The following is an 18,655-nucleotide window of genomic DNA, read 5'->3' on the forward strand; positions in this document are numbered from 1 at the left end:
CGCCTCACTCGCGCCACATCCTTCCGCTCCAGTCGGAGAAGGTCTTCAGCCGCTGCGCCTCGGCGCCATGGTTGCGCGAGGAGATGACGCTCCAGGTGATGTACTGCTCGCTGGTCCAGTCGACCCATCCGCCCACCAGGTGCGGCTGGCCCTTGCCGTTCAAGGGCAGCGGCGTGCGCTTCGCGTCGAGGCAGAAGCGGAAGCCCGACTTGGTCTCCGGCTCGCTGCCGAACAGCGCGTTCGGGTCGCAGCGCCGCCACTGCTCGTAGCTCGTGTTCGCGTACATCGCGTTGTAGAGCGAGATCGAGCTGTTGATGAACATCAGGTGAAGTCCCGGCGTCACGTCGTCCAGCAGCCGGAAGCGCGATTTCTCCCAGCTCTCCGGCCCGCGATCGACGACCTCGCCCACGCCCAGCTTGTGGATCGCCAGCGACGCGCGGCTGCGATGTCCCTCGTTGCGGAACAGGTCGGTCGGCGCCGCGGGATCCGGCTTGTTGAAGGAGAGGGTGGTGTTGGCCAGTTGCGCCAGCTTGGTCCGCACCTGGAAGTAGCGCGCCAGGTGGGAGGCCGAGACCTGCGACGGTGCCTTCGCCGTCATCAGGTCGTCCACCACCGCCGTCGTGAAGCCCATGTGGTACGGCCAGTCCATCGGCCCCTCCGACGCCCCGGACCAGCCCGGGTTCACCGTCATCTGCAACTGGTACCACTGGTTGGTGCGGTAGTAGGAGGTGAGGCGCGGCTCCCACGAGAAATAGAACTCGCGCTTGCCCTGCGGTGTCTGCTCGTCGACGTAAAGCATGTGCGGCGCCATGTAGAACACGCTGGGCCAGCTGAACGGCCAGCCGCGTTTCTCGCCTTCGCCCACCCATTTCCCGCTGGCGTCCTTCCTGCCGCGGAAGGAGGAGGTTGAGCTCTCCAGACCGTACTCGTGCGCCAGTTCCCATTGCTTGACGCCCATCCAGTGGATCATGCCGAACATGGCCCGCTCGATGAACGCCTCCTTGCTGTAGCCGGCCTTCGCATTCGGATAGAGCGCGCTTGCCGATGACTGTGTCGAGGGCGACAGCAGGGCCTGCAGCTTGCGGCCGCCGATCTCCGCGCCGTAGGGCTGCGACGGATTGGGCGACACGCGGCTGCCGCGACCGCCGCCGACGAAGTCCAGCGTCTTCGCGCCCGGATCGGTCAGCCAGTACATCGCCCGTTCGCGCTGGTCCGCGCTCAGGTGGCTCCAGTCGCCGTACACCCCGTTCGGGTTCTTGTTGGCGGCCAGCCAGTCGGCGATGCGCTTGACCACCTTGATCGGGTTCGAGCCGTCATCGCCCTTGGTCTCGAACAAGCCCTGACCCTGCCCAGCGTCCGGCGTCCAGATGTCCAGCGGATGCGTGATGGGCAGCCAGGCATTCCAGTCGGGCAGCTGCAGCGGGATCGGCATCTCGCGCGTGTTCAGCACCTTGCCCGGGCTCGGATCCATCGCGGCATCGAGCTCGGCCTGCGTCACCGCGGCCGTGCTGCCGGCCGCCTTGCCGGCGAAGACGTTGACGAAGGACTTCGCGTCCGGCAGCACCGCGTCGATGCCCGCGCCGGCCGCCCATTCGACCGCGGGCCTGCTGTCCAGCCCGGGGCCGGGTTGGTACGGCGGATTCCACGGCGTGGCCTGCGGCACGTGCGGAACCTGCGTCAGCGCCGCGCGCAGGTAGGCGGCGATCTGCCGGCCTTGCGTCTCGCTCAGGCCGTGGAAGCGCGAGCGCTGGACGATCGAATGGTTGGAATAGTTGAAGTACTGCAGGTCGCGGCCCGTCGCCGCATGGCAGGACGCACAGGCGGCGCGCATGCGGCTGTTCACCACCGGCGACTTCAGCAGCAGGCCGGAGGCGTTCCACAGCGCCTTGCCCGCGTCGGCATCGGCCGTCCAGGGACGGCCGGCCTGCTTCTCGACGGCGATGTCGGCCCAGCGGCGCGGATTGGTCGCGAGGTTGCGCCCGCTCGCGTCCTGCAGCTGCAGGTCGAGGATGCGGAAACCGTTGGAGTTGCCGTCGGTGCCGTTGAAGCGGAACTCGATGCGGTTGGTGGCCGGCATCGCCACGAGGCGCGCCCGCGCGGTGCTGTCCAGCGGCACGCGGAAGCGGATGGTCAGCAGCCCGCCGTTGACGCCGCCGTGCGAGCGCTCGACATCGTCGAGCTGGACGCCGGTGTCGCTGATCGGGATCCACGCGGCGGCGCTGGTGTTGTTGGCGTTGGCGGCGCCGACCACGCGCAGGCTGCCGGCGATGGGCGTCAGCGGCTTGCTGAGCGCCTCGAACTCCGGTGAGTTGTAGAAGCCGCAGCGGTGGCAGCGCACCACCAACTGGGTGGCGGTGGAGAGCGAGGCGGCATCGAGCGACAGCTCGGCGCTGACGATGGTCGGCGCATCGGGAGCACCGGCGCCCAGCACTTCGATCGGCAGGGTCAGCGTCGGTGCCGGACCTGGCGCGGGAGCGGGACCTGGCGCCGGAGCCGGGCCCGGCGGAGGCGCCGGCGGCGGTGGCGGAGGAGGAGGCGGCGGCGGGGGAGGCGGCGGCGGGGGAGGCGGCGTGGGTGACGGCGCCGGAGCCGGAGGCGGTGTGGGTGACGGCGCCGGAGCAGGCGAAGGCGCCGGCGTCGGTGCCGGGCCTTGCGCATCCGTCGCCTGCAGGCGCCAGCGCTGGTTGTCGCCGTTGCCGCAATCCCATTGCTGGATGCGTCCGCCGGCGGCGACGCTGAAGTCCTTCACGTCGAGGCATTTGCCGGTGTGCTTGGCGGCGATGTTGAAGGCATCGCCCTTGACCGTGACGGCGAAGCGCTGGTTCGCGCCGGCGCCGTAGCTCCATTGCTGGATCAGTGCGCCGTTCACGGTGGAGATGTCGCTGACGTCCAGCCCCTTGCCGCTGTTGACGTTGCGGAACGCGTAGCTGCCGTCGGCCGCGGCGCTGACCTCGAAGCGCTGGCTGGCCGCACTGCCGCAGGCTGCCAGCAGCGTCTTGGCGCCGTCGGCCATGCTCGCGCCTTCGATGTCCAGGCACAGATCCGATTGAACGCCGCGCACGTTGTACTGCCCCACCGGCAGCAGGCCGCGCGATGCCGAGTCACGTGGATAGAGGAAGAACTGGTGCACCGCCTCCGCGGTGAGGCAGCTGGCCTGCTGGATCTGCACGCCATTGGCACCCGACCTGCTCGGCAGGGTCCAGCACTTGCCGCTGGACACGTTGACGATCCGGACCCGGTTGCCGTTGGCGCGCCACAGGCGGAAGCGCTGCGCATCGGTGTCGTTGCTGCTCGACTGCTGGATCGCCGCGCCGTCGGCGCGTGAGGAACCGGCCAGTTCCAACACCTTCGACGTTCCGGCGTTGACCAGCTTGTAGAAGCCGTTGCTCTGCAGGCTCAGGTCGAAGGCCTGGTGGAGGCTGTCGCCGCAGGTCGTCTGCTGGACACGTCCGCCATCGGCGGCGGCAGGCAAGGCCTCGACGCATTTGCCGGTCAGCGCGTTCATCAGCACGTAGCGGCCCGCGGCCACCACCGGCGACGGATCGGGGGCCAGCGCCTCGGCGCTGGCGTGGTCGACCGCCACCGGGTCTGCCGACGCGTCGGGTGAGTCGGCGCCGCCGCAGGCGCTCAGCAGCACGCTGACGGCCAGCGCGATCGTGGTCGGCGCGGCCTGGAGCTTGGCCACGTTCGGGCTGGAGGAGGGGTGCATGCGCGTCTCTCGCTGATGTGGGTTGGGGAACGGACGCGACCGGAGGCGGCGCGACTGCCATCCGATTCATTTTTTCCGCGAGCTGAAAGCGGTTCCAACGGGTAGGCGCAAGAGCTGCAATCAACGGTAAGCGCGGCGATTCGCCGTACCTCTTCCGGGTGAGTCGGCCTGAGCCCGCCGCGAAAGGACATGCACCCCGCGTCGCCCGATCTCCCGATCTCCCGATCTCCCGATCTCCCGGATCCGGGAGATCCGCGACCGTCTGGCACACTGCGCGGCCTTGCGCAGTACCCTCCATCCCATGCCCATCTCCGAATCCCCCCGTCGCGTCGCCGTCATCGGCGGCGGCCCCGCCGGCCTCATGGCCGCCGAGCGTCTCGCCCGTGCTGGTCTCTCCGTCGACCTCTACGACGCCATGGCCTCGGTCGGCCGCAAGTTCCTCCTGGCGGGCAAGGGCGGTCTGAACCTGACGCACTCGGAGGCTCGCCCCGATTTCGATTCGCGCTTCTTCGAGCGCCAGCGCCAGGTCGGCGCCTGGCTCGACCGCTTCGACGGCGAAGCCCTCCGCGCCTGGGCCCAGGGCCTCGGCGTCGAGACCTTCGTCGGGACATCCGGGCGCGTCTTTCCGAGGGACCTCAAGGCCGCGCCGATGCTGCGTGCCTGGCTGTCCCGACTGCGCGCGCAGGGCGTGCGCTTCCACATGCGGCATCGCTGGCTGGGCTGGGACGCGGCGGGCGCGCTGCGCTTGCGCTCGCCCGAAGGCGAAACGACCGTGACCGCGGATGCCGTCGTGCTCGCGCTGGGCGGCGCCTCGTGGCCGCAGCTGGGGTCCGACGGCGCCTGGGCGCCGCTGCTCGCTGAAGTCGGCGCGACGGTGTCGCCGCTGCGCGCCGCGAATTGCGGCTTCGATCTGGGCACGACGCGTGACGGCGCGGCGCCGGGATGGTCGCCGTTCTTCGCCGAGAAATTCGCGGGCCAGCCGGTCAAGCCGGTGGCGCTGACCGCCGAGGGCGTCGACGGCCGGCGCTTCTCGCGCCAGGGCGAGTTCGTCGTGACGGCGACCGGCATCGAGGGCTCGCTCGTCTACGCGGCGTCCGCGCTGCTGCGCGAGAAGCTCGAGCGCGACGGCGAAGCGCTCGTGCACCTGGACCTGCTGCCCGGCCGCGACGCGGCCTGGGTGCTGGAGCAGGTCGCCCATCCGCGCGGCTCGCGGTCCTTGTCCTCGCACCTCAAGAGTCGGCTGAACATCGAAGGCCTGAAGGCCGGCCTGCTGCACGAGGTGCTCACGAAGGACGAGTACGCCGATACGGCGACGCTGGCCCGCACGCTGAAGGCACTGCCGCTGCGCCTGCGCGCGGCGCGCCCCGTCGCCGAGGCCATCAGCACCGCGGGCGGCGTGACGATCGAGTCGCTCGACGAGCGGCTGATGCTGAAGGCCCGACCCGGCGTGTTCATCGCCGGCGAGATGCTGGACTGGGAAGCGCCGACGGGCGGCTACCTGCTGACGGCCTCGATGGCCAGCGGCCTGGTCGCCGGGGACGGCGCGGCGGCCTATCTGGGTTGAATCGATGGCGTGAGCCGCATTTGACGAAATACGGCTCACCGGATGAGCCGTAAATGCCGTGCACTACCAGGCGCCCGCGTCGCGCGACGTGCCGGCCGAGATGGCGCGCTTCCTCGCGTGGTTCGCCGCCACCACGCCGCGCAAGGGCGCGCCGCCGTCGGAGGATGGCCCGCGACTGGACGGTCTTGCGCGTGCCGCGATCGCGCACTTCTGGTTCGAGAGCATCCATCCGTTCGAAGACGGCAATGGCCGCGTCGGCCGGGCGATCATCGACATGGCGATTGCCCAGCATCTCAGACCGCCGATGCGGCTCCACAGCCTGTCCAGGCAACTGCTGGCCGCGCGCACCGAGTACTACGCGGCGCTGAAGGGCTCGCCTGGCGGGATGGACCTGACGGCCTGGGTTCAATGGTTCGTGCGCCAGTACACCGGCGCCTGCGATGCCGCCAATCACGTCATGGACACCGCCGTCCAGAAGCGCCGCTTCTGGGACACCCATGCCGCCGGGGCGCTCGCCGAGCGCCGGCGCAAGGTGCTGCAGCGCCTGCTCGACGATGGCGACGGCGGCTTCCTCGGCGGGCTCAACGCCGAGAAGTACATGAAGATGACCGGCGTGTCGAAGGCGACGGCGACCCGCGACCTGTCGGAGATGACCGCGGCCGGTCAACTGCGCGCGCACGGCGCGGGCAAGGCGGTGCGCTACGACGTCGACGTGCCCGGCCGGACGCACGGCGTCGCGTAGCGCCCGCGGGGTCCTGGCCGTGTCTACGACTGCTTCGGCTTGAGCCCCATCTTCTCGAGCGTCAGCGTCTCGTCCGCGCGTCCCCAGCCGCCGTCGGCGACCTCGTCGACCAGGACCATCGTGTAGGGACGTGCGCCTTCGCCGAAGTACTCGACGAACATGGCCGTGACGCGGTGGATGATCTCCTCCTTGCGGGCAGCGTCGGCGACGCCCTCGGGGAGCTTGATGTTGGCGAAGGGCATGGTGGCCTCGTTGAAATGAAGTGATGACGGGAGTGATTCTTCGGAATCGGCACGCGTCGAAAAAGAGCCTCTCGCCGTCATCACATGCCAACGGGCATCAACAATGCGTGCCGGTTGCACGAGCCAGGCAGGCGAGCCGGAATTGCAATCCGAAAAGGCGACCCGGGAACCTGGGACGCCGAGCGCGCTCCGGGTGTCCGGTCATGCGGCTGACATGAAGCTGGGCGACGCTGCGTCGCGATGCGCCCTGCGACCGGATCCTTCGCCCGCATGCTCGCCGGCTGGCTGCGCCACTCGCGAGGCGTGCTGCTGTTGCTGTTGTGCGCCGCGGTCCCGCTGTACGGTGCCGCGGGCGCGCGGCTGACGACGCTCGGCCCGACGCATCACCACCGGACCGCGGCCACCGTCGATCACGATCACGACGCGTGGACGCTGGCGCAGACATGGCGTGACCTCGTCCATCGAGGCCTGCAGGTGCTGGCAGGGCAGGAGACCGCGCAGGCCCTCGACACCGCGCGGGCCCGGCAGCAGCTGCAGCTCCAGCGCGACCGGAAGCCCGCGCATGTCCATGCCCATGGTCCGTTCGAGCGCCATCACCACCAGGCCGGCGATCCCACCGTCGTGCTGGACGATCACGACGGGCCTTCCTTGTGCGACGCGGCGGCGCTGGGCGCTTATGTCCTGCCCATGGCGAATGTCGATATGCCGCGAGTGCCCGCGCCCGCGAGCGCCAACGGCCATTGGCCACGCGCCGAGCCGCCGATCTGGCGCAGCATCGGCGACACACGACGGGAGCGACCGCCCCGGCGCTGAACGGCCGTGATGGCGCGCGAACACGTCCACGCCCTTGGCGCGGACGGCGCGCGCTCCGCCGTTCCGCCTTGCCCGGGCCGCCGTCGCTGCGCCCGATCGATGCGGTCACGCCGCCATGCCCGCGGGCCCAGGCGGCGCCATCGGCTGTCCGCCGACGCGGCAGCAGGATCTTTCGTCATGGAAACTCTTGGAACCCTCTTTCCCGACGCCATCCCCGACGCCATCCCCGACGCCATCCCAGGCGCCATCTCAGGCGTCCTGGCGGTCGCCCGCGACGCCACCGCGCCCATGTCGACGCCGACCTGGCAGGGCGCGGTCGATCGGGCCGTGCGCCTGTGCGGCAGCCAGGCCGCGCTGGCCCGTCATCTGAAGGTCCCCCGGCAGCACGTCAGCGAAGCCCGCACGGGCGGCCGCACGATCCCCACGGACCGCCTGCCCGCGCTGGGGCAACTGGTCCACATGACGCCGGCCGAGCTGTGGACGCTGCAGGAGATCGCCAACATGCCCCGGCGCAATCCATTCTCCCGGGCGTGCGATGGGCGGTAGCGCCTGTTCGAAAACCTGTAGGACCGCTCCGACGGGAGGATGCGCCGCCCGCCGTCACCCGGCGGGAGCCGCCCCGCCTAGGATGATTCCAGTGCCATCGCACCCTGCGGGACACGCAGTAACTTCCGGAGATGATGATGAACAAGGACCAAGTGAAGGGCGCCGCCAAGGACATCGCTGGCAAGGTGCAGCAGAAGACCGGTGAAGTGGTCGGCAGCACCGAACAACAGGCCAAGGGCCTGGCCAGCAGGTCGACGGCAAGGCCCAGAAGGCCTACGGCGACGTGAAGGAAGCAGCCAAGGACGCGGGCAAGCACTGATCGCCCGGCTCCAGTGGAAACGCCGGCGGGACTCGCGTCCCGCCGGCGTTTCTCATGGTCCTGACCGGTCGATCCGGACCGGTCGGACGAAGCGGGCGATCAGCCCGGCTTGTTCTTCAGCTTGCCCTTGGGCATCACGGCCGTCATCGGCGCGACCGGCCGGGTGGAGACGGAGGACGATTCCTTGGGGGTGCTGGTGTCCTTCTTGGGCTTCTTGTTGGCCTTGTCGTTGCGTTGCTCGCCTTTTGGCATGGCTTGATTTCCTTCTGGTCGTTCAGGGTCGGGATGGCGGCACTCTACTACTGCCGCGAGCCCCGGTCACTTCACCGTCAAGGGTCGGGTGATGACGGCTTTCCCAGTACCGATCGCCGACGTCTGCGGCCTGACCGTTCCGGATGAAGTCCCGCATCAATGCGAAGTAGCCTTCGGCGTAACGCGTGGAGACGCGTTGCCCATCCGGCGTGCGCTCGAATTCGGTCATGCCGTGATCCGCGCCGGGGTAGACGGCGAGCGTGTAGCGCTTGCCCGCCGCGATCAGGGCGCGGATGTCCGCCTCGGAGCGGGCGCTTGGCGCGACGCGGTCGTCGACGCCGAGCACCCAGAGCTGCGGCGTGCGGGAGGCCCGCAGCGTCGGCATCGGGTCGTAGCGGAAAGACACGTCGAACTTGTAGGTCGTGTTCAGTCCCTCGAGGATCTGCGCCTTGTCGAGCGGCAGCACCAGATGCAGGAAGTTGCCCCGCACGTCCTTGAACCAGGCCCGGGAGCGGTATCGCTCCCGCAGTGCGTCGAACGCCTCGTAGCCTTCCCTGCCACGCGTCTCGATGACCTGCTGGCCGGCGCGCGTCAGCGCCAGCGCGTCCTCGGTGTCCCGCGCGGAATGCCCGTTGGCGCGCATCTCCAGCGCGACGCTCTGCAGGTCCTGCTCAAGCATGGACACCGTCAGGCCGAAGCTCACGACAGCGAAGTCCACCGGGGCGCGCTCCGCCGCCAGCGGCGCGACCCAGCCGCCCTGGCTGCCGCCTTGATAGCCGATGCGGCCCGCGCGTGAGCCCGACAGTCGACGAGCCTCCTTCATGGCCAGCACCGCATCGTCCGCCAGCACGCCGATGTCCTGCGTGTAAGCGCCGCCGGAGCCGCCGGTGCCCCGCTTGTCGTAGACGAAGGCGCCGATGCCCTCCGCGGGGAAGATGCGTTGAAGCGCATCGCCTTCGCGTGCGGAGTCCGATTCGGAGCCGTGGAGCAGTACCACCACGGGCACGGGGCCCTGGCCCCTGGGCATGACCAGACGCCCGACCAACGGGACGCCACCCGCATCGAAGGTGGTCTCGCGCACGTCGAAGGCGATGCGCTGGCCGCGCTGTCCGCCGAAGGTGATCTCGCCCTTGTCGCAGTCGGCTGACGACAGGGTGTCCGCCGCCGGGCGGTCGGTCCATCCGACGGTGCTCGCCCAGGCGCCGTCGGGCAGGGGCCGCAGCCGGCCCGTCTCGCCGCTGAACGCGGTCCAGCGCAAGCTGTTGCCTCGGGCCGGCGCGATGTCCAGCGTCCGGCCGCTTTCCAGTCGATAGGCGCCGACCAGGCAGCTCGTCGTGAGCGGGATGGCAGCGGGCGCCCGATCCGCCGGGGCAGGCTGGGCCATTGTGGGAGCGGGCGTCGCGGCCAGCAGCGCACACAGCGGCAGCACGGCAAGTGATGTCATTCTTTTCCTCGCAGGTCCATCATCGGAGAGCCGGAGTCTCGATGTCCGCCCCGCTCGAGGCGACCGCCAGGTGACGCGCTACCGGCGAGCCGTGACGAACTGCCATCCGGGCCGACGAGCGTCATCCGCGGACCGGGCTGTCGTCGATCCGTCCTGCGGGGGCCGGTCCCCTCCCCGCGTAACGGAGCGGCTTTCGTCAAGCTGTTCACGGCGCCGCTCGGGTCGCGCCCGTGCCGGGTCTGTCCGCCGATGAAACAAGCGCATAGGCTCGCGCCCAACCCGGTGGGGGCTCCCCCCAAGCACCCGCCGACCGCTTCCACCCCCTGTCCTGGATGAGGTCCTCATGACTCTGAACAACATGCGTGTCGGTACCCGGCTTGGCGCTGGCTTTGCCCTCATCCTGCTGCTGCTGGCGCTGATGCTGGTGGTCAGCGTGCTGCGCCTGAACAGCGCGTCGGTCGCCGTCCAGGCCATGATGGCGTCGCCGCTGGCCAAGGAGCGCCTGCTGGAGGAGCAACTGCGCAACGTCGTCGCCGGCGTGACGCGCGGCAAGGCGATCGCGAAGAATGCGGACGGCGGGCTCGAGGCGCTCTTCCGCGACGAGGCCAAGGCCTCGACCGCGCGCGGCAACGAGATCGTCAAGGCCCTCGCGGACCTGCCGACGGACGACAGCGAGAAGCCGCTGCTGGAGAAGTTCAACGCGGCCCGCAAGGCCTACCTCGACGCGCGGGACCGCATGATGACGGCCAAGCGCGCCGACAAGGCCGACGAGGCCAACCGCATCTACGACAGCGAGTTCAGCGTCGTCGCGCCGGCCTACGTGGCCGCCCTGACCGCCGTGCTGGACTACCAGCGCAAGGTCATCGACGACCTGAACCAGACCATCGCCTCCGACACCGCGCGCGCCCAGTTCCATCTGGAAGTGCTGGGCGGGGTCGCGATCACGCTCGGCATCGTGCTGGCGATCGCGTTGACCCGCTCGATCACGCGGCCGTTGGCGCGGGCCATCGAACTCGTCGACGCGGTCGCCCAGGGCGATCTGTCCAAGCGCCTGCAGGTCGAGGGCCGTGACGAGATCGCCTACCTGGTCGGTTCGCTCGGCAAGATGAGCAGCGGTCTCACCGACCTCGTGCGCCAGGTGCGCCAGGCCTCGGAAGGCATCCAGACCGCCAGCGACGAGATGGCCGTGGGCAACATGGACCTGAGCGCGCGCACCGAGCAGCAGGCCAGCTCGCTGGAGGAGACGGCCTCCTCGATGGAGCAGTTGAGCGCCGCCGTGCGTCACAACGCGGATAGCGCGCACCAGGCCAACCAGCTGGCGCAGAACGCGTCGGACGTGGCGGTGCAGGGCGGCGAGGTGGTCGGCCGCGTGGTCGAGACCATGAAGGGCATCAACGACTCGTCGCGTCAGATCGGCGACATCATCGGCGTCATCGACGGCATCGCCTTCCAGACCAACATCCTGGCGCTGAACGCGGCGGTGGAAGCGGCCCGCGCGGGTGAGCAGGGTCGCGGCTTCGCCGTCGTGGCCTCCGAGGTCCGCTCGCTGGCCGGGCGTTCCGCCGAGGCGGCCAAGGAGATCAAGCGCCTGATCACCGCCAGCGTCGAGCGGGTGGAGCAGGGCACGAAGATGGTGGACCGGGCCGGCGAGACGATGACCGAGGTCGTGGGCAGCATCCGCCGCGTCAACGACATCATCGGCGAGATCAGCTCGGCCAGCAGCGAGCAGTCGAGCGGCGTCGCCCAGGTCGGCGAGGCCGTCACCCACATCGACCAGGCGACGCAGCAGAACGCCGCGCTGGTCGAGCAGATGGCCGCCGCCGCGAGCGGCCTGAAGGCGCAGGCCGAGCAGCTCGTCAAGGTCGTGGCGACCTTCAAGCTGGCCTGATACGACCTCGGGCCGAGGCGGCGGCATGCGCCGTCTCGGCCGCTCACTTCGCGCGAGGCACCTTGCGGTCCAGGCACTCGCGGATCACAGGACCGATCTCCCGCACGTGCGTTTCCAGCGCGAAGCGGCCGGTGTCGAAGAACCGGACCTCTGCGTCGGGCACGTCGCGCTTCCAACGCGTTCTCGTGCATGACCTCCGTGGCGAAGACCTCGCGTGGCTCCGCGTAGAAGCGCTGCTTGAGCATGTGATCGAGTTGCTGCAGGTTCGGCGTCGGCTACGCTCACCGGCATGAAGCACGAGACCGCTTACGACGTGACCCAACTGATCGCAGGGTCCGAGATCGATGGATGGCGCCTCGGATACGTCGGCGCGCCCTGGCCGGGTCCGTGGCCCAAACGAAATGGAGACCTGTTCATCCAGGATCCCAGTGGCGGGCAGGTGGGCATCGCCTGGGAAAGCGAGGGCCCCGACATCGCAAGAATCCTTGGGGTGTCTCCAGGACGTCGGGGCGTGTACCAGGTTCGCTTTCCACATCCGGTGAGGTCCGAGAAAGACCTGACCCTGAACTTCCACGCGGTGCTTCCCCTTCTGAAGCGGGCGCTCGCCGCGGCTGACGAACAACCGTAGCGAGGGCGGCGGCGATCGAAGTCGCCGTCCACGAATCCGATGCCGCGGCCTTTCGACGCGCGCAGACTGCGCTCTGTCAAGCGCGGCTGAATGCCTCGTCGAAGCAGTGGCGCAAGCGTGCGGGATCAGAAGTCCAGTTTCGCTTCCCGCGACAGCGGCTCATCCGGCTTCGGCCAGTCGCGGCTGTTGAACAGCAGGTAGGCACCGATGAGGGTGCCGATTGGGAATCCGAGCAGCATCAGGATGGCGATGGCCCTGGACGCCGTTCGGCCGCCCGCTGTGCCCTTGCGGGCGGCTCGTGCCGTGAAACCGTGCATCGCGCAGATGACGCCGAACACCAGCAGCACCGGCAGCGCCGCCAGCACGCTGTCCTTGCCCGATCCGAACGCGACAGCGCCCGAAATCGCAAGCCCCAGCAGACCGTACAGGGCAGCGAGCAAACGGTGCACGCGGTACACCTTGATATTGGGTGGCATTTTCTTCTCTCCCTCGAGCTGTAAAAATAAAGCGCGAGAGTGTGACATCGCCGCGCCAGGTTTTCGCTCGTGGTTAGCCCCGTCAATCGATTGACATGCCCGCCGCGGGCCGGGGCGGATTCAACCGGGCAGCGCCGGCCTGATCCCATACAAGGCCAGCATGCCGAAGACATGCCCGATCGCGACGCCGGGCTCGCCGGACTCGATCCGCGCGACGGTCTGGACATGCACGCCCAGGCGTGCGCCCGCCGCGCCCTGACTCTCGCCGGCTGCCACGCGCGCGGCCTTCGCCGCGGCGCCCAGGGCCTTGATCGCCTGGAGGGCGTCCTCGTCGATGTCCACCGAGATGCGTTTGCCTTGTGCCATGGGGTGGCATTCTCGCCCGGCGGCGGGCGGCAATGCGGCGACACTGCCGCCCGGGCAATCGCAATGGAGGAAGGCCAGTGAGTCGAGATCAAAGGACCAGCGATCAGACGATCATTCCGCTCAGCAGGACCAAGCTGCTGCTCGTGATGGCGGGCTCGATGGTGTTCGTCGTCGGCGGCTGGTGGATGTTCCGCGCGCAGCCGGGATCGGCGCTGGAGGGCGGACCGCTCGGCCATCTGACGCTGGTCCATGCGATGGGCCTCATCGGCATCGCGTTCTTCGGCCTCGTCGCGGCCTTCGCCTTCAGGAAGCTCTTCGACCGGTCGCCCGGTCTGGTGCTGCGCGAGGACGGCATCGTCGACAACTCCAGCGGCGTCGCCGCGGGCCTGATTCCCTGGCGAGACATCGTCGGCTTCGACGTGATGGTGATCCAGCAGTCGAGGATGCTGGTGATCCGCGTGGTGTCGCCCGAGGCGTACATCGAGCGCGGCAATCCGCTCAAGCGGTCCCTGAACCGGATGAACTTCAAGCTGTGCGGGAGCCCGCTCGCGATCGCTTCGACCACGTTGAAGATCAACTTCGACGAGCTGGTGCGGCTGTGCTCGGCGTACCACGCGAAGTACGGCGCCGCGCAGGGCCGGTGATCGCCACGATCCGGGCGACCGCCGACGGCGCGGCGTGTCAGCCGAAGCCGTGCGGGTCTGAGACCCTCGGCCAGTAGTCCAGCGACCTGGTCCGGTAGGGCGTGCTCGCGAAATCGCAGTTCATCGCGCCGGGCGTGGTGACGTAGAGCACCGCCTTCGCGATCGGCGCGAACTCCGCGTGGAAGTGCTGCGTCGACTTCACCACGATCAGCGCCTTGTTCTCGAGCGTCAGGCCGAGGCCGGTGAACGCGTCCGTGCCGTAGGTCTGCGTACGGATCGAGCAGAGCACGATGTGCACGCCGTTCGCCGCCTCGACGCGCACGCAGGTGCCCAGCCGCTCGCGCGTGCCGAGCGCGGACTGCGTGTGGTCCTCGACCACCGCGCGCACGACCACCCTCAGGTCCAGCGGATCGCCCGAGGCCGGTCCGCACTTGCCGCCGATGCGCAGGTCGAGCTCCGCACCCACGCCCGCGTCGCGGCAGATGTGCACCGCGCCCAGGTCCCACAAGGCACCGACGATCACGTTGCCGATGCCGCGCTGGACGATGCGGCGCAGGATGAAGGTGCTGTCGCAAGGCGCGCCGCCGCCAGGGTTGTCGGCGATGTCGGCCAGCACGACAGGGCCTTCGCCCATCGCCAGTGCTCGATCCAGGGCGCCGTCGACATCGATCAGTTCCGGCCCGATCTCGTCGCGCAGGTCCCAGAACTCGCGCCCCAGTTGCTCGGCGAGTGAGCGCGCCAGCGCCGGGTCGTTGTCGGTCACGACCCAGAGCTTCGCACCCGCTTCGGGCACGTCACCCCACGGGAAGCCGTGACCGAGCGAGACCGACAACACGCCCGGCTCTTGCTCCAGCGCCTGCATGCGCGCGACGAAGGACTGCATCGGCTCGCGCGTCGTGTGCCAGAGCCCGACCATCTTGCAGTCGAAGGTCGCCGTCACCGGGCGCACGCGGCCCGCCGCCGTGTCGACGAGGATCCGGTAGAGCTCCCGCCCGCGCGGCTCCGCGTCGATGTGCGGGTACTCCTTGAAAGCCACGATCGCGTCCGCCGAGCGCTGCATCAAGGCCGTGAGATGGCAATGCAGATCGAGCTCGAGCCCGATCGCGACGTCCGGACCCACGACCGCGCGGATGTGCGCCGCGAGGTCGCCCTCGCAGTCGTCATAGCCCTCGGCGGCCATCGCGCCGTGCAGCAGCAGTTGCACCGCGTCGACCGGCATCGCCGCGCGCAGGTCGGCGAGGATCTCGTCGCGCAGCGCCTCGTAGACATGCCGCACCGTGCGGCCCGAGGGCTGCGCGATCGCGCACAGGCTCTCGGCGACTTCATGCCCGTCCGCCTCGATCAGATCGCGCAGGAATCGCATGAAGGCGCCGGTGCCCTCAGGATCGCGCCGGCTCGCGTCACCGTGGAAGATCCCGTATTCCTCGAACCCCCCCAACCCCGTCGGCGCCGGGGCGAAGGTGTTGGTCTCGGTGGCGAGGTGCGCGATGAAGAACTTCATGGGACGTTCGATACTCAGTAGTTGAGGTTGAGGCTCATCAACTGGCCGACCACGCCGATCCAGACGATGCCCACCAGCGCGAGCGCCACCAGCACGCCCCACATGCGCGTGAGACGCGTCGCATCGACGCGGAACAGCCGCCATGCCACCCATGCGCCGACGATGGCCGCCGCGAGCGCGAACACGCCGCTCAGCTGCATCAGGCCGAAGAGCCAGTCGTTCCCACCGTTGTAGATCGCCAGGTCGGTGCTGAGCACCGGCATGATCAGGACGATCCAGGCGCTCAGGTAGACGACGTCGACGATGACCGCGATGCGCTGCCAGCGGCGCAGCCGGAGCAGCGCGGGCGACGCGCCGCTCGTGGCCCGATCCGCGCGGCGCAGCAGCGCGCCCAGCGGCCACGCGACCAGCGCGCTGACCAGCACCAGCAGCGACAACCCCAGGATGCTCAGCGTCAACGGCGCCGAGCGCAGGAAGGGCGCTTCCTGCAGCACGGAGACCGGGTTCTCGCTGTCGATGACGGTCTTCACGCCGTCGACGTCGGCCAGCGCGAGCTCCTGCGTGCCGCCCTGCTTGCGCCACAGCTGCGGCGCGACCTCGCGGAAGGTGGCCATCTCGCCGGTCGGACCGGAGGGCGCGACGATCGTGCCGTCGAGATTGGCGGCGATCACCGTCTGGTTCATCAGGTACAGCGCGCTGAGGAAGCCGTGCTCGACGCGACGCGAGGTCTGGTAGCGGCCCGCGATCAACTGCGCGTCCTTCGGCGCCGAGGCCAGCGCCGGTGCGTCGACGACCGGCTGGCCGGGGAAGTAGCGGTCGAGGAAACCTTCCATCAGGGCCTTGCGCGCGAGGTAGACCGCCGAGTCCTTTCCGCGGCTGTTGAACGACACGAAGATCCCGACGCCTTCGTCCGGCAGCAGGCTCAGGTCGGAATGGAACACGATGGTGTCGCCGCCGTGGCCGAGCAGCGTGCGGCCGTTGCGGTACTCCCGGAAGAAGCCGTGCGCCATCACGTTGAAGCCGGGCCGTGCCTGTGCGGACGGACTGTGCATCAGCGCGGTGGTGGCGGGGCTCAACAGCTCGACGCCGTCGAGCCTGCCCTGCTGCAGGTGCGCGAGCATGAAGCGCGCCATGTCCGCCGCCGTCGCGCTGCCGCTGCCCGCGGGCGCGGTGACGACGAGCTCGAACGGGGAGGGCGCGGGATCGCTCGCCTGCCGGTAGCCCTTCGCGATGAAGGGCTCGAACTTCGCCGGCAGCGGCTGCGCCGTCGTCGAGTGCCGCATGCCGAGCGGCTGGAAGATGTGGCGGTCGACGTAGGCGTCGAAGGGCTCGCCGGACACCCGTTGCACGATGTAGCCCGCCAGCGCGACGCCGTAGTTCGAGTAACCCGGCGCCTGCCCCGGCGCGAACAGCATCGGCCGCGGGTGCTGCTTCAGGTAGTCCTCGTTGGACGGCGCAAGCTTCGGATCGTAGGCGAGCAGGTCCTTCAGGCCTTCCTCGAAACCGGCCGTGTGGTTCATCAGATGCCGCAGCGTGATCGGCTTGCCGAAGGTCTGCGGGATCTTGAAGTCGAGGTAGTCGTTGACGTCGCGGTCGAGATCGAGCTTGCCGAGCTGGACCTGTTGCATCACCGCCGTCCAGGTGAACAGCTTGGACGTCGAGCCGGGCCGCACCATCGAGGTCTCGGCGCTCATCGGTACCTTGGCCTTGACGTCGGCATAGCCGTAGCCCTTCTGGAACAGGACCTTGCCGTCCTTTACCACGGACACCACGGCGCCGGCGATGTCGCCGGCCTCGAGCGAGTAGGCGACGCGGCCGTCCAGCCAGGCTTCGAGATCGGCGGCGGTCAGCGCGACGGCGGGGCGAGGCGCCGAAGCGGACGGCAGTGGCGGCTCCGGCGTGGCGGCGGTCTTCGGCAGGAGCGGCTTCTCCGGTGGGAGCGCCGCGGGCTGGCCGCTCGGTTGGGCGTGGGACAGCAAGGTCGCGGACATCGTCAGCGCCAGGGTCACCAGACCGGCGAGCCCGGCCTTCTTCATCGGATTCATCGAGCATCCTTCAAGCGACACAGGCGCGCCTTGTGGGCGCGCCCCGACTCGATCCCGGGAGCCTCGGGTTCAGAAGTTCTGGTTGAAGCTCATCAGGTGGTGGGCGCCGCCGATCACGATCAACACGGCGAAGGCCAGCACCCAGACGACGGCCAGCGCCTTCGCCCCCTTGCTGCCGCCCTTGAAGGCGAGCCGTGCGTGCCACAGCGCCGCGAGCAGCCCGCCGATGAAGGCCAGCAGGGTCAGTCCTTGCGCGAGCGGCAGGACGACGCTCAGGTCGCCGTCGCCTTCAAGCCGCGTGAACACCAGCGTCCACAGCGCCACGGTGAGCAGCACGAGGACGCTGGCGACGCGCACCGCCAGCAACGGCCGACCCGGCGCCGCGATGCCGTGCTTGCGACGCAGCACCGCAGCCACCGGCCACAGCAGCGCCGTGAGCAGCATCGTCACCAGCGCGAGCCCGACCAGCAGCAGCGCCAGCCCGCTCGACAACGCCGGCACCGGCTCGAACACGAAGGCGAAGACGTAAGGCTCCAGACCCCAGCGCAACACGCGGCCGTTCTCGACGAGGGCCTGCAGGCGGCGCTTGCCGTGTTCCTCCTCCCACAGATACGGCTTGACCTCGCGGAACACGCTGCGTGAGCCGGCCAGCTCCAGCGCGACGCGGCCGTCGTCCAGCGCCTGCACCTTCAGCGGGCTGAGCAGCGGCAGCAGCGAGAAGAAGGTCGAGTCCTCGCGCCGCGTGCTCTGGTACGAGCCGGCCAGTTGCTGCGCGTGCTGCTTGGCGGTCGCGTCGTCGACCTGCCGCGGCGTCGCCGGGCGCGCATCGGGCAGATAGCGGTCGGCGAAGGACTCCAGCAGCGTGTCCCGCAGCCACTTGCCCTGGCCGTCCTTGCCCGGCGAGTTGACCGAGATGTACAGCCCGATGCCGTCGTCGACGAACAGCAGCAGGTCGGTGTGGAAGAGGATGGTGTCGCCGCCGTGCCCGACGACGCGATGGCCGTTGATGTCGTGCTGGTAGAAGCCCAGCCCGATGCCGAGCAGCTCCGGCATCGGCTTCGTCAACTGGCCGTGCATCTGCTTCACGGTCTCGGGCTTGAGGAGGCGCGACTCGCCGAGCTGGCCTTGCTGCAGGAAGACCTGCATGAAGCGCCCCATGTCCGCGCCCGTCGCCGACAGGCTGCCGGCGGGCGCCAGGCTGACGATTTCGAAGCCCTTGCCGGGATCGCCCTGCTTCTCGTAGCCCTGCGACATCAGCGGCGCGAGCGCTGGCGGCAGCGGCTGGCGGAAGCTCGCGTGCCGCATGCCGAGCGGTGCGAAGATCTTCTGCTCGACGTAGTCGTCGAAGGGCAGGCCGCTGACGCGCTGCACGATGTAGCCGGCCAGCGCCGTGGCGTAGTTCGAATAGCCGGGCCGCGCGCCCGGCTCGTAGAGCGCGGGCGGGATGTAGTCCTTGAGCACCTTCGCCAGGTCGGG

General features: G+C 69.4%; 16 protein-coding genes and 2 pseudogenes. 8 read left to right on the top strand and 10 right to left on the bottom strand.

The window, feature by feature from the left end; translation table 11 throughout:
- Positions 1–4: 4 nt before the first annotated feature.
- Positions 5–3,709: an RICIN domain-containing protein gene (locus ACFJIX_RS15420; protein ID WP_377161502.1), complete on the bottom strand. Its 3,705-nt coding sequence runs from the start codon at positions 3,707–3,709 to the stop codon at positions 5–7.
- 301 nt (positions 3,710–4,010) lie between these two features.
- Between ACFJIX_RS15420 and ACFJIX_RS15425 the strand changes: the two genes are divergently transcribed.
- A complete protein-coding gene (locus tag ACFJIX_RS15425; protein WP_377161504.1) occupies positions 4,011–5,273 on the top strand; it encodes an NAD(P)/FAD-dependent oxidoreductase in 1,263 nt (420 codons plus the stop codon).
- Positions 5,274–5,331: 58 nt separating this feature from the next.
- Positions 5,332–6,015 (top strand): Fic family protein, encoded by a 684-nt coding sequence (locus tag ACFJIX_RS15430; protein ID WP_377152420.1) that lies wholly within the window; start codon positions 5,332–5,334, stop codon positions 6,013–6,015.
- Between the two features lie 23 nt (positions 6,016–6,038).
- Here the strand turns inward: ACFJIX_RS15430 and ACFJIX_RS15435 are convergent, their stop codons facing one another.
- The gene (locus ACFJIX_RS15435) at positions 6,039–6,257 is read right to left on the bottom strand and encodes a 4-oxalocrotonate tautomerase family protein (RefSeq protein WP_377152422.1); all 219 of its coding nucleotides are present in this window, start codon (positions 6,255–6,257) and stop codon (positions 6,039–6,041) included.
- Positions 6,258–6,497: 240 nt separating this feature from the next.
- Here ACFJIX_RS15435 and ACFJIX_RS15440 point away from each other — a divergent pair, with 240 nt between their 5' ends.
- From ACFJIX_RS15440 to ACFJIX_RS15450, 3 genes and pseudogenes are all read left to right on the top strand, one after another.
- Positions 6,498–7,070: a hypothetical protein gene (locus ACFJIX_RS15440; RefSeq protein WP_377152425.1), complete on the top strand. Its 573-nt coding sequence runs from the start codon at positions 6,498–6,500 to the stop codon at positions 7,068–7,070.
- A 177-nt stretch (positions 7,071–7,247) separates the two neighbouring features.
- Positions 7,248–7,616, top strand: a complete 369-nt coding sequence (locus ACFJIX_RS15445) for a YdaS family helix-turn-helix protein (protein WP_377152427.1) — start codon at positions 7,248–7,250, stop codon at positions 7,614–7,616.
- Positions 7,617–7,753: 137 nt separating this feature from the next.
- Positions 7,754–7,935, top strand: a pseudogene (locus ACFJIX_RS15450) (CsbD family protein).
- 99 nt (positions 7,936–8,034) lie between these two features.
- Here the strand turns inward: ACFJIX_RS15450 and ACFJIX_RS15455 are convergent.
- Together ACFJIX_RS15455 and ACFJIX_RS15460 are read right to left on the bottom strand one after the other, a co-directional pair.
- Positions 8,035–8,187: a hypothetical protein gene (locus ACFJIX_RS15455; RefSeq protein WP_297531206.1), complete on the bottom strand. Its 153-nt coding sequence runs from the start codon at positions 8,185–8,187 to the stop codon at positions 8,035–8,037.
- 22 nt (positions 8,188–8,209) lie between these two features.
- The gene (locus ACFJIX_RS15460; RefSeq protein WP_377152430.1) at positions 8,210–9,631 is read right to left on the bottom strand and encodes an alpha/beta hydrolase family protein; all 1,422 of its coding nucleotides are present in this window, start codon (positions 9,629–9,631) and stop codon (positions 8,210–8,212) included.
- 343 nt (positions 9,632–9,974) lie between these two features.
- On the opposite strand from ACFJIX_RS15460, the gene ACFJIX_RS15465 reads away from it, so the two are divergent.
- The gene (locus ACFJIX_RS15465) at positions 9,975–11,519 is read left to right on the top strand and encodes a methyl-accepting chemotaxis protein (protein WP_377152432.1); all 1,545 of its coding nucleotides are present in this window, start codon (positions 9,975–9,977) and stop codon (positions 11,517–11,519) included.
- A 43-nt stretch (positions 11,520–11,562) separates the two neighbouring features.
- Here ACFJIX_RS15465 and ACFJIX_RS15470 read toward each other — a convergent pair.
- Positions 11,563–11,694: pseudogene (locus ACFJIX_RS15470) on the bottom strand (alpha/beta hydrolase); the annotation flags it as partial.
- Positions 11,695–11,808: 114 nt separating this feature from the next.
- Between ACFJIX_RS15470 and ACFJIX_RS15475 the strand changes: the two are divergent.
- On the top strand, positions 11,809–12,147 hold the full coding sequence (locus ACFJIX_RS15475; protein ID WP_377152435.1) for a hypothetical protein: 339 nt from the start codon (positions 11,809–11,811) through the stop codon (positions 12,145–12,147).
- 125 nt (positions 12,148–12,272) lie between these two features.
- On the opposite strand, the gene ACFJIX_RS15480 is transcribed toward ACFJIX_RS15475, so the two are convergent.
- Both ACFJIX_RS15480 and ACFJIX_RS15485 read right to left on the bottom strand, forming a co-directional pair.
- Positions 12,273–12,623 carry a hypothetical protein gene (locus ACFJIX_RS15480; protein ID WP_377152437.1) on the bottom strand — a complete coding sequence of 117 codons (351 nt, stop codon included), beginning with the start codon at positions 12,621–12,623 and terminating at the stop codon, positions 12,273–12,275.
- A 120-nt stretch (positions 12,624–12,743) separates the two neighbouring features.
- Positions 12,744–12,989 (bottom strand): helix-turn-helix domain-containing protein, encoded by a 246-nt coding sequence (locus tag ACFJIX_RS15485; RefSeq protein ID WP_377152440.1) that lies wholly within the window; start codon positions 12,987–12,989, stop codon positions 12,744–12,746.
- 77 nt (positions 12,990–13,066) lie between these two features.
- Here ACFJIX_RS15485 and ACFJIX_RS15490 point away from each other — a divergent pair, with 77 nt between their 5' ends.
- Positions 13,067–13,633, top strand: a complete 567-nt coding sequence (locus ACFJIX_RS15490; protein WP_377152443.1) for an STM3941 family protein — start codon at positions 13,067–13,069, stop codon at positions 13,631–13,633.
- Positions 13,634–13,670: 37 nt separating this feature from the next.
- On the opposite strand, the gene ACFJIX_RS15495 is transcribed toward ACFJIX_RS15490, so the two are convergent.
- The 3 genes from ACFJIX_RS15495 to ACFJIX_RS15505 form a co-directional block, all read right to left on the bottom strand.
- Positions 13,671–15,134 (bottom strand): M81 family metallopeptidase, encoded by a 1,464-nt coding sequence (locus ACFJIX_RS15495; protein ID WP_377152446.1) that lies wholly within the window; start codon positions 15,132–15,134, stop codon positions 13,671–13,673.
- A gap of 14 nt (positions 15,135–15,148) precedes the next feature.
- Positions 15,149–17,179: a serine hydrolase gene (locus tag ACFJIX_RS15500; protein ID WP_377152449.1), complete on the bottom strand. Its 2,031-nt coding sequence runs from the start codon at positions 17,177–17,179 to the stop codon at positions 15,149–15,151.
- 69 nt (positions 17,180–17,248) lie between these two features.
- Positions 17,249–18,640, bottom strand: coding sequence for a serine hydrolase domain-containing protein (locus tag ACFJIX_RS15505; RefSeq protein WP_377152452.1), 1,392 nt, complete (start codon positions 18,638–18,640; stop codon positions 17,249–17,251).
- Between the last annotated feature and the right edge of the window lie 15 nt (positions 18,641–18,655).

The organism is Roseateles sp. UC29_93, assembly GCF_042695725.1.
Lineage (GTDB): Bacteria > Pseudomonadota > Gammaproteobacteria > Burkholderiales > Burkholderiaceae_C > Roseateles > Roseateles noduli_A.

Coding starts and splice junctions, on each gene's coding strand:
- ACFJIX_RS15440 (WP_377152425.1), top strand. CDS start 6,498: ATGCGCCCTGCGACCGGATCCTTCGCCCGCATGCTCGCCGGCTGGCTG.
- ACFJIX_RS15445 (WP_377152427.1), top strand. CDS start 7,248: ATGGAAACTCTTGGAACCCTCTTTCCCGACGCCATCCCCGACGCCATC.
- ACFJIX_RS15460 (WP_377152430.1), bottom strand. CDS start 9,631: ATGACATCACTTGCCGTGCTGCCGCTGTGTGCGCTGCTGGCCGCGACG.
- ACFJIX_RS15435 (WP_377152422.1), bottom strand. CDS start 6,257: ATGCCCTTCGCCAACATCAAGCTCCCCGAGGGCGTCGCCGACGCTGCC.
- ACFJIX_RS15455 (WP_297531206.1), bottom strand. CDS start 8,187: ATGCCAAAAGGCGAGCAACGCAACGACAAGGCCAACAAGAAGCCCAAG.
- ACFJIX_RS15425 (WP_377161504.1), top strand. CDS start 4,011: ATGCCCATCTCCGAATCCCCCCGTCGCGTCGCCGTCATCGGCGGCGGC.
- ACFJIX_RS15420 (WP_377161502.1), bottom strand. CDS start 3,709: ATGCACCCCTCCTCCAGCCCGAACGTGGCCAAGCTCCAGGCCGCGCCG.
- ACFJIX_RS15500 (WP_377152449.1), bottom strand. CDS start 17,179: ATGAATCCGATGAAGAAGGCCGGGCTCGCCGGTCTGGTGACCCTGGCG.
- ACFJIX_RS15480 (WP_377152437.1), bottom strand. CDS start 12,623: ATGCCACCCAATATCAAGGTGTACCGCGTGCACCGTTTGCTCGCTGCC.
- ACFJIX_RS15495 (WP_377152446.1), bottom strand. CDS start 15,134: ATGAAGTTCTTCATCGCGCACCTCGCCACCGAGACCAACACCTTCGCC.
- ACFJIX_RS15475 (WP_377152435.1), top strand. CDS start 11,809: ATGAAGCACGAGACCGCTTACGACGTGACCCAACTGATCGCAGGGTCC.
- ACFJIX_RS15485 (WP_377152440.1), bottom strand. CDS start 12,989: ATGGCACAAGGCAAACGCATCTCGGTGGACATCGACGAGGACGCCCTC.
- ACFJIX_RS15465 (WP_377152432.1), top strand. CDS start 9,975: ATGACTCTGAACAACATGCGTGTCGGTACCCGGCTTGGCGCTGGCTTT.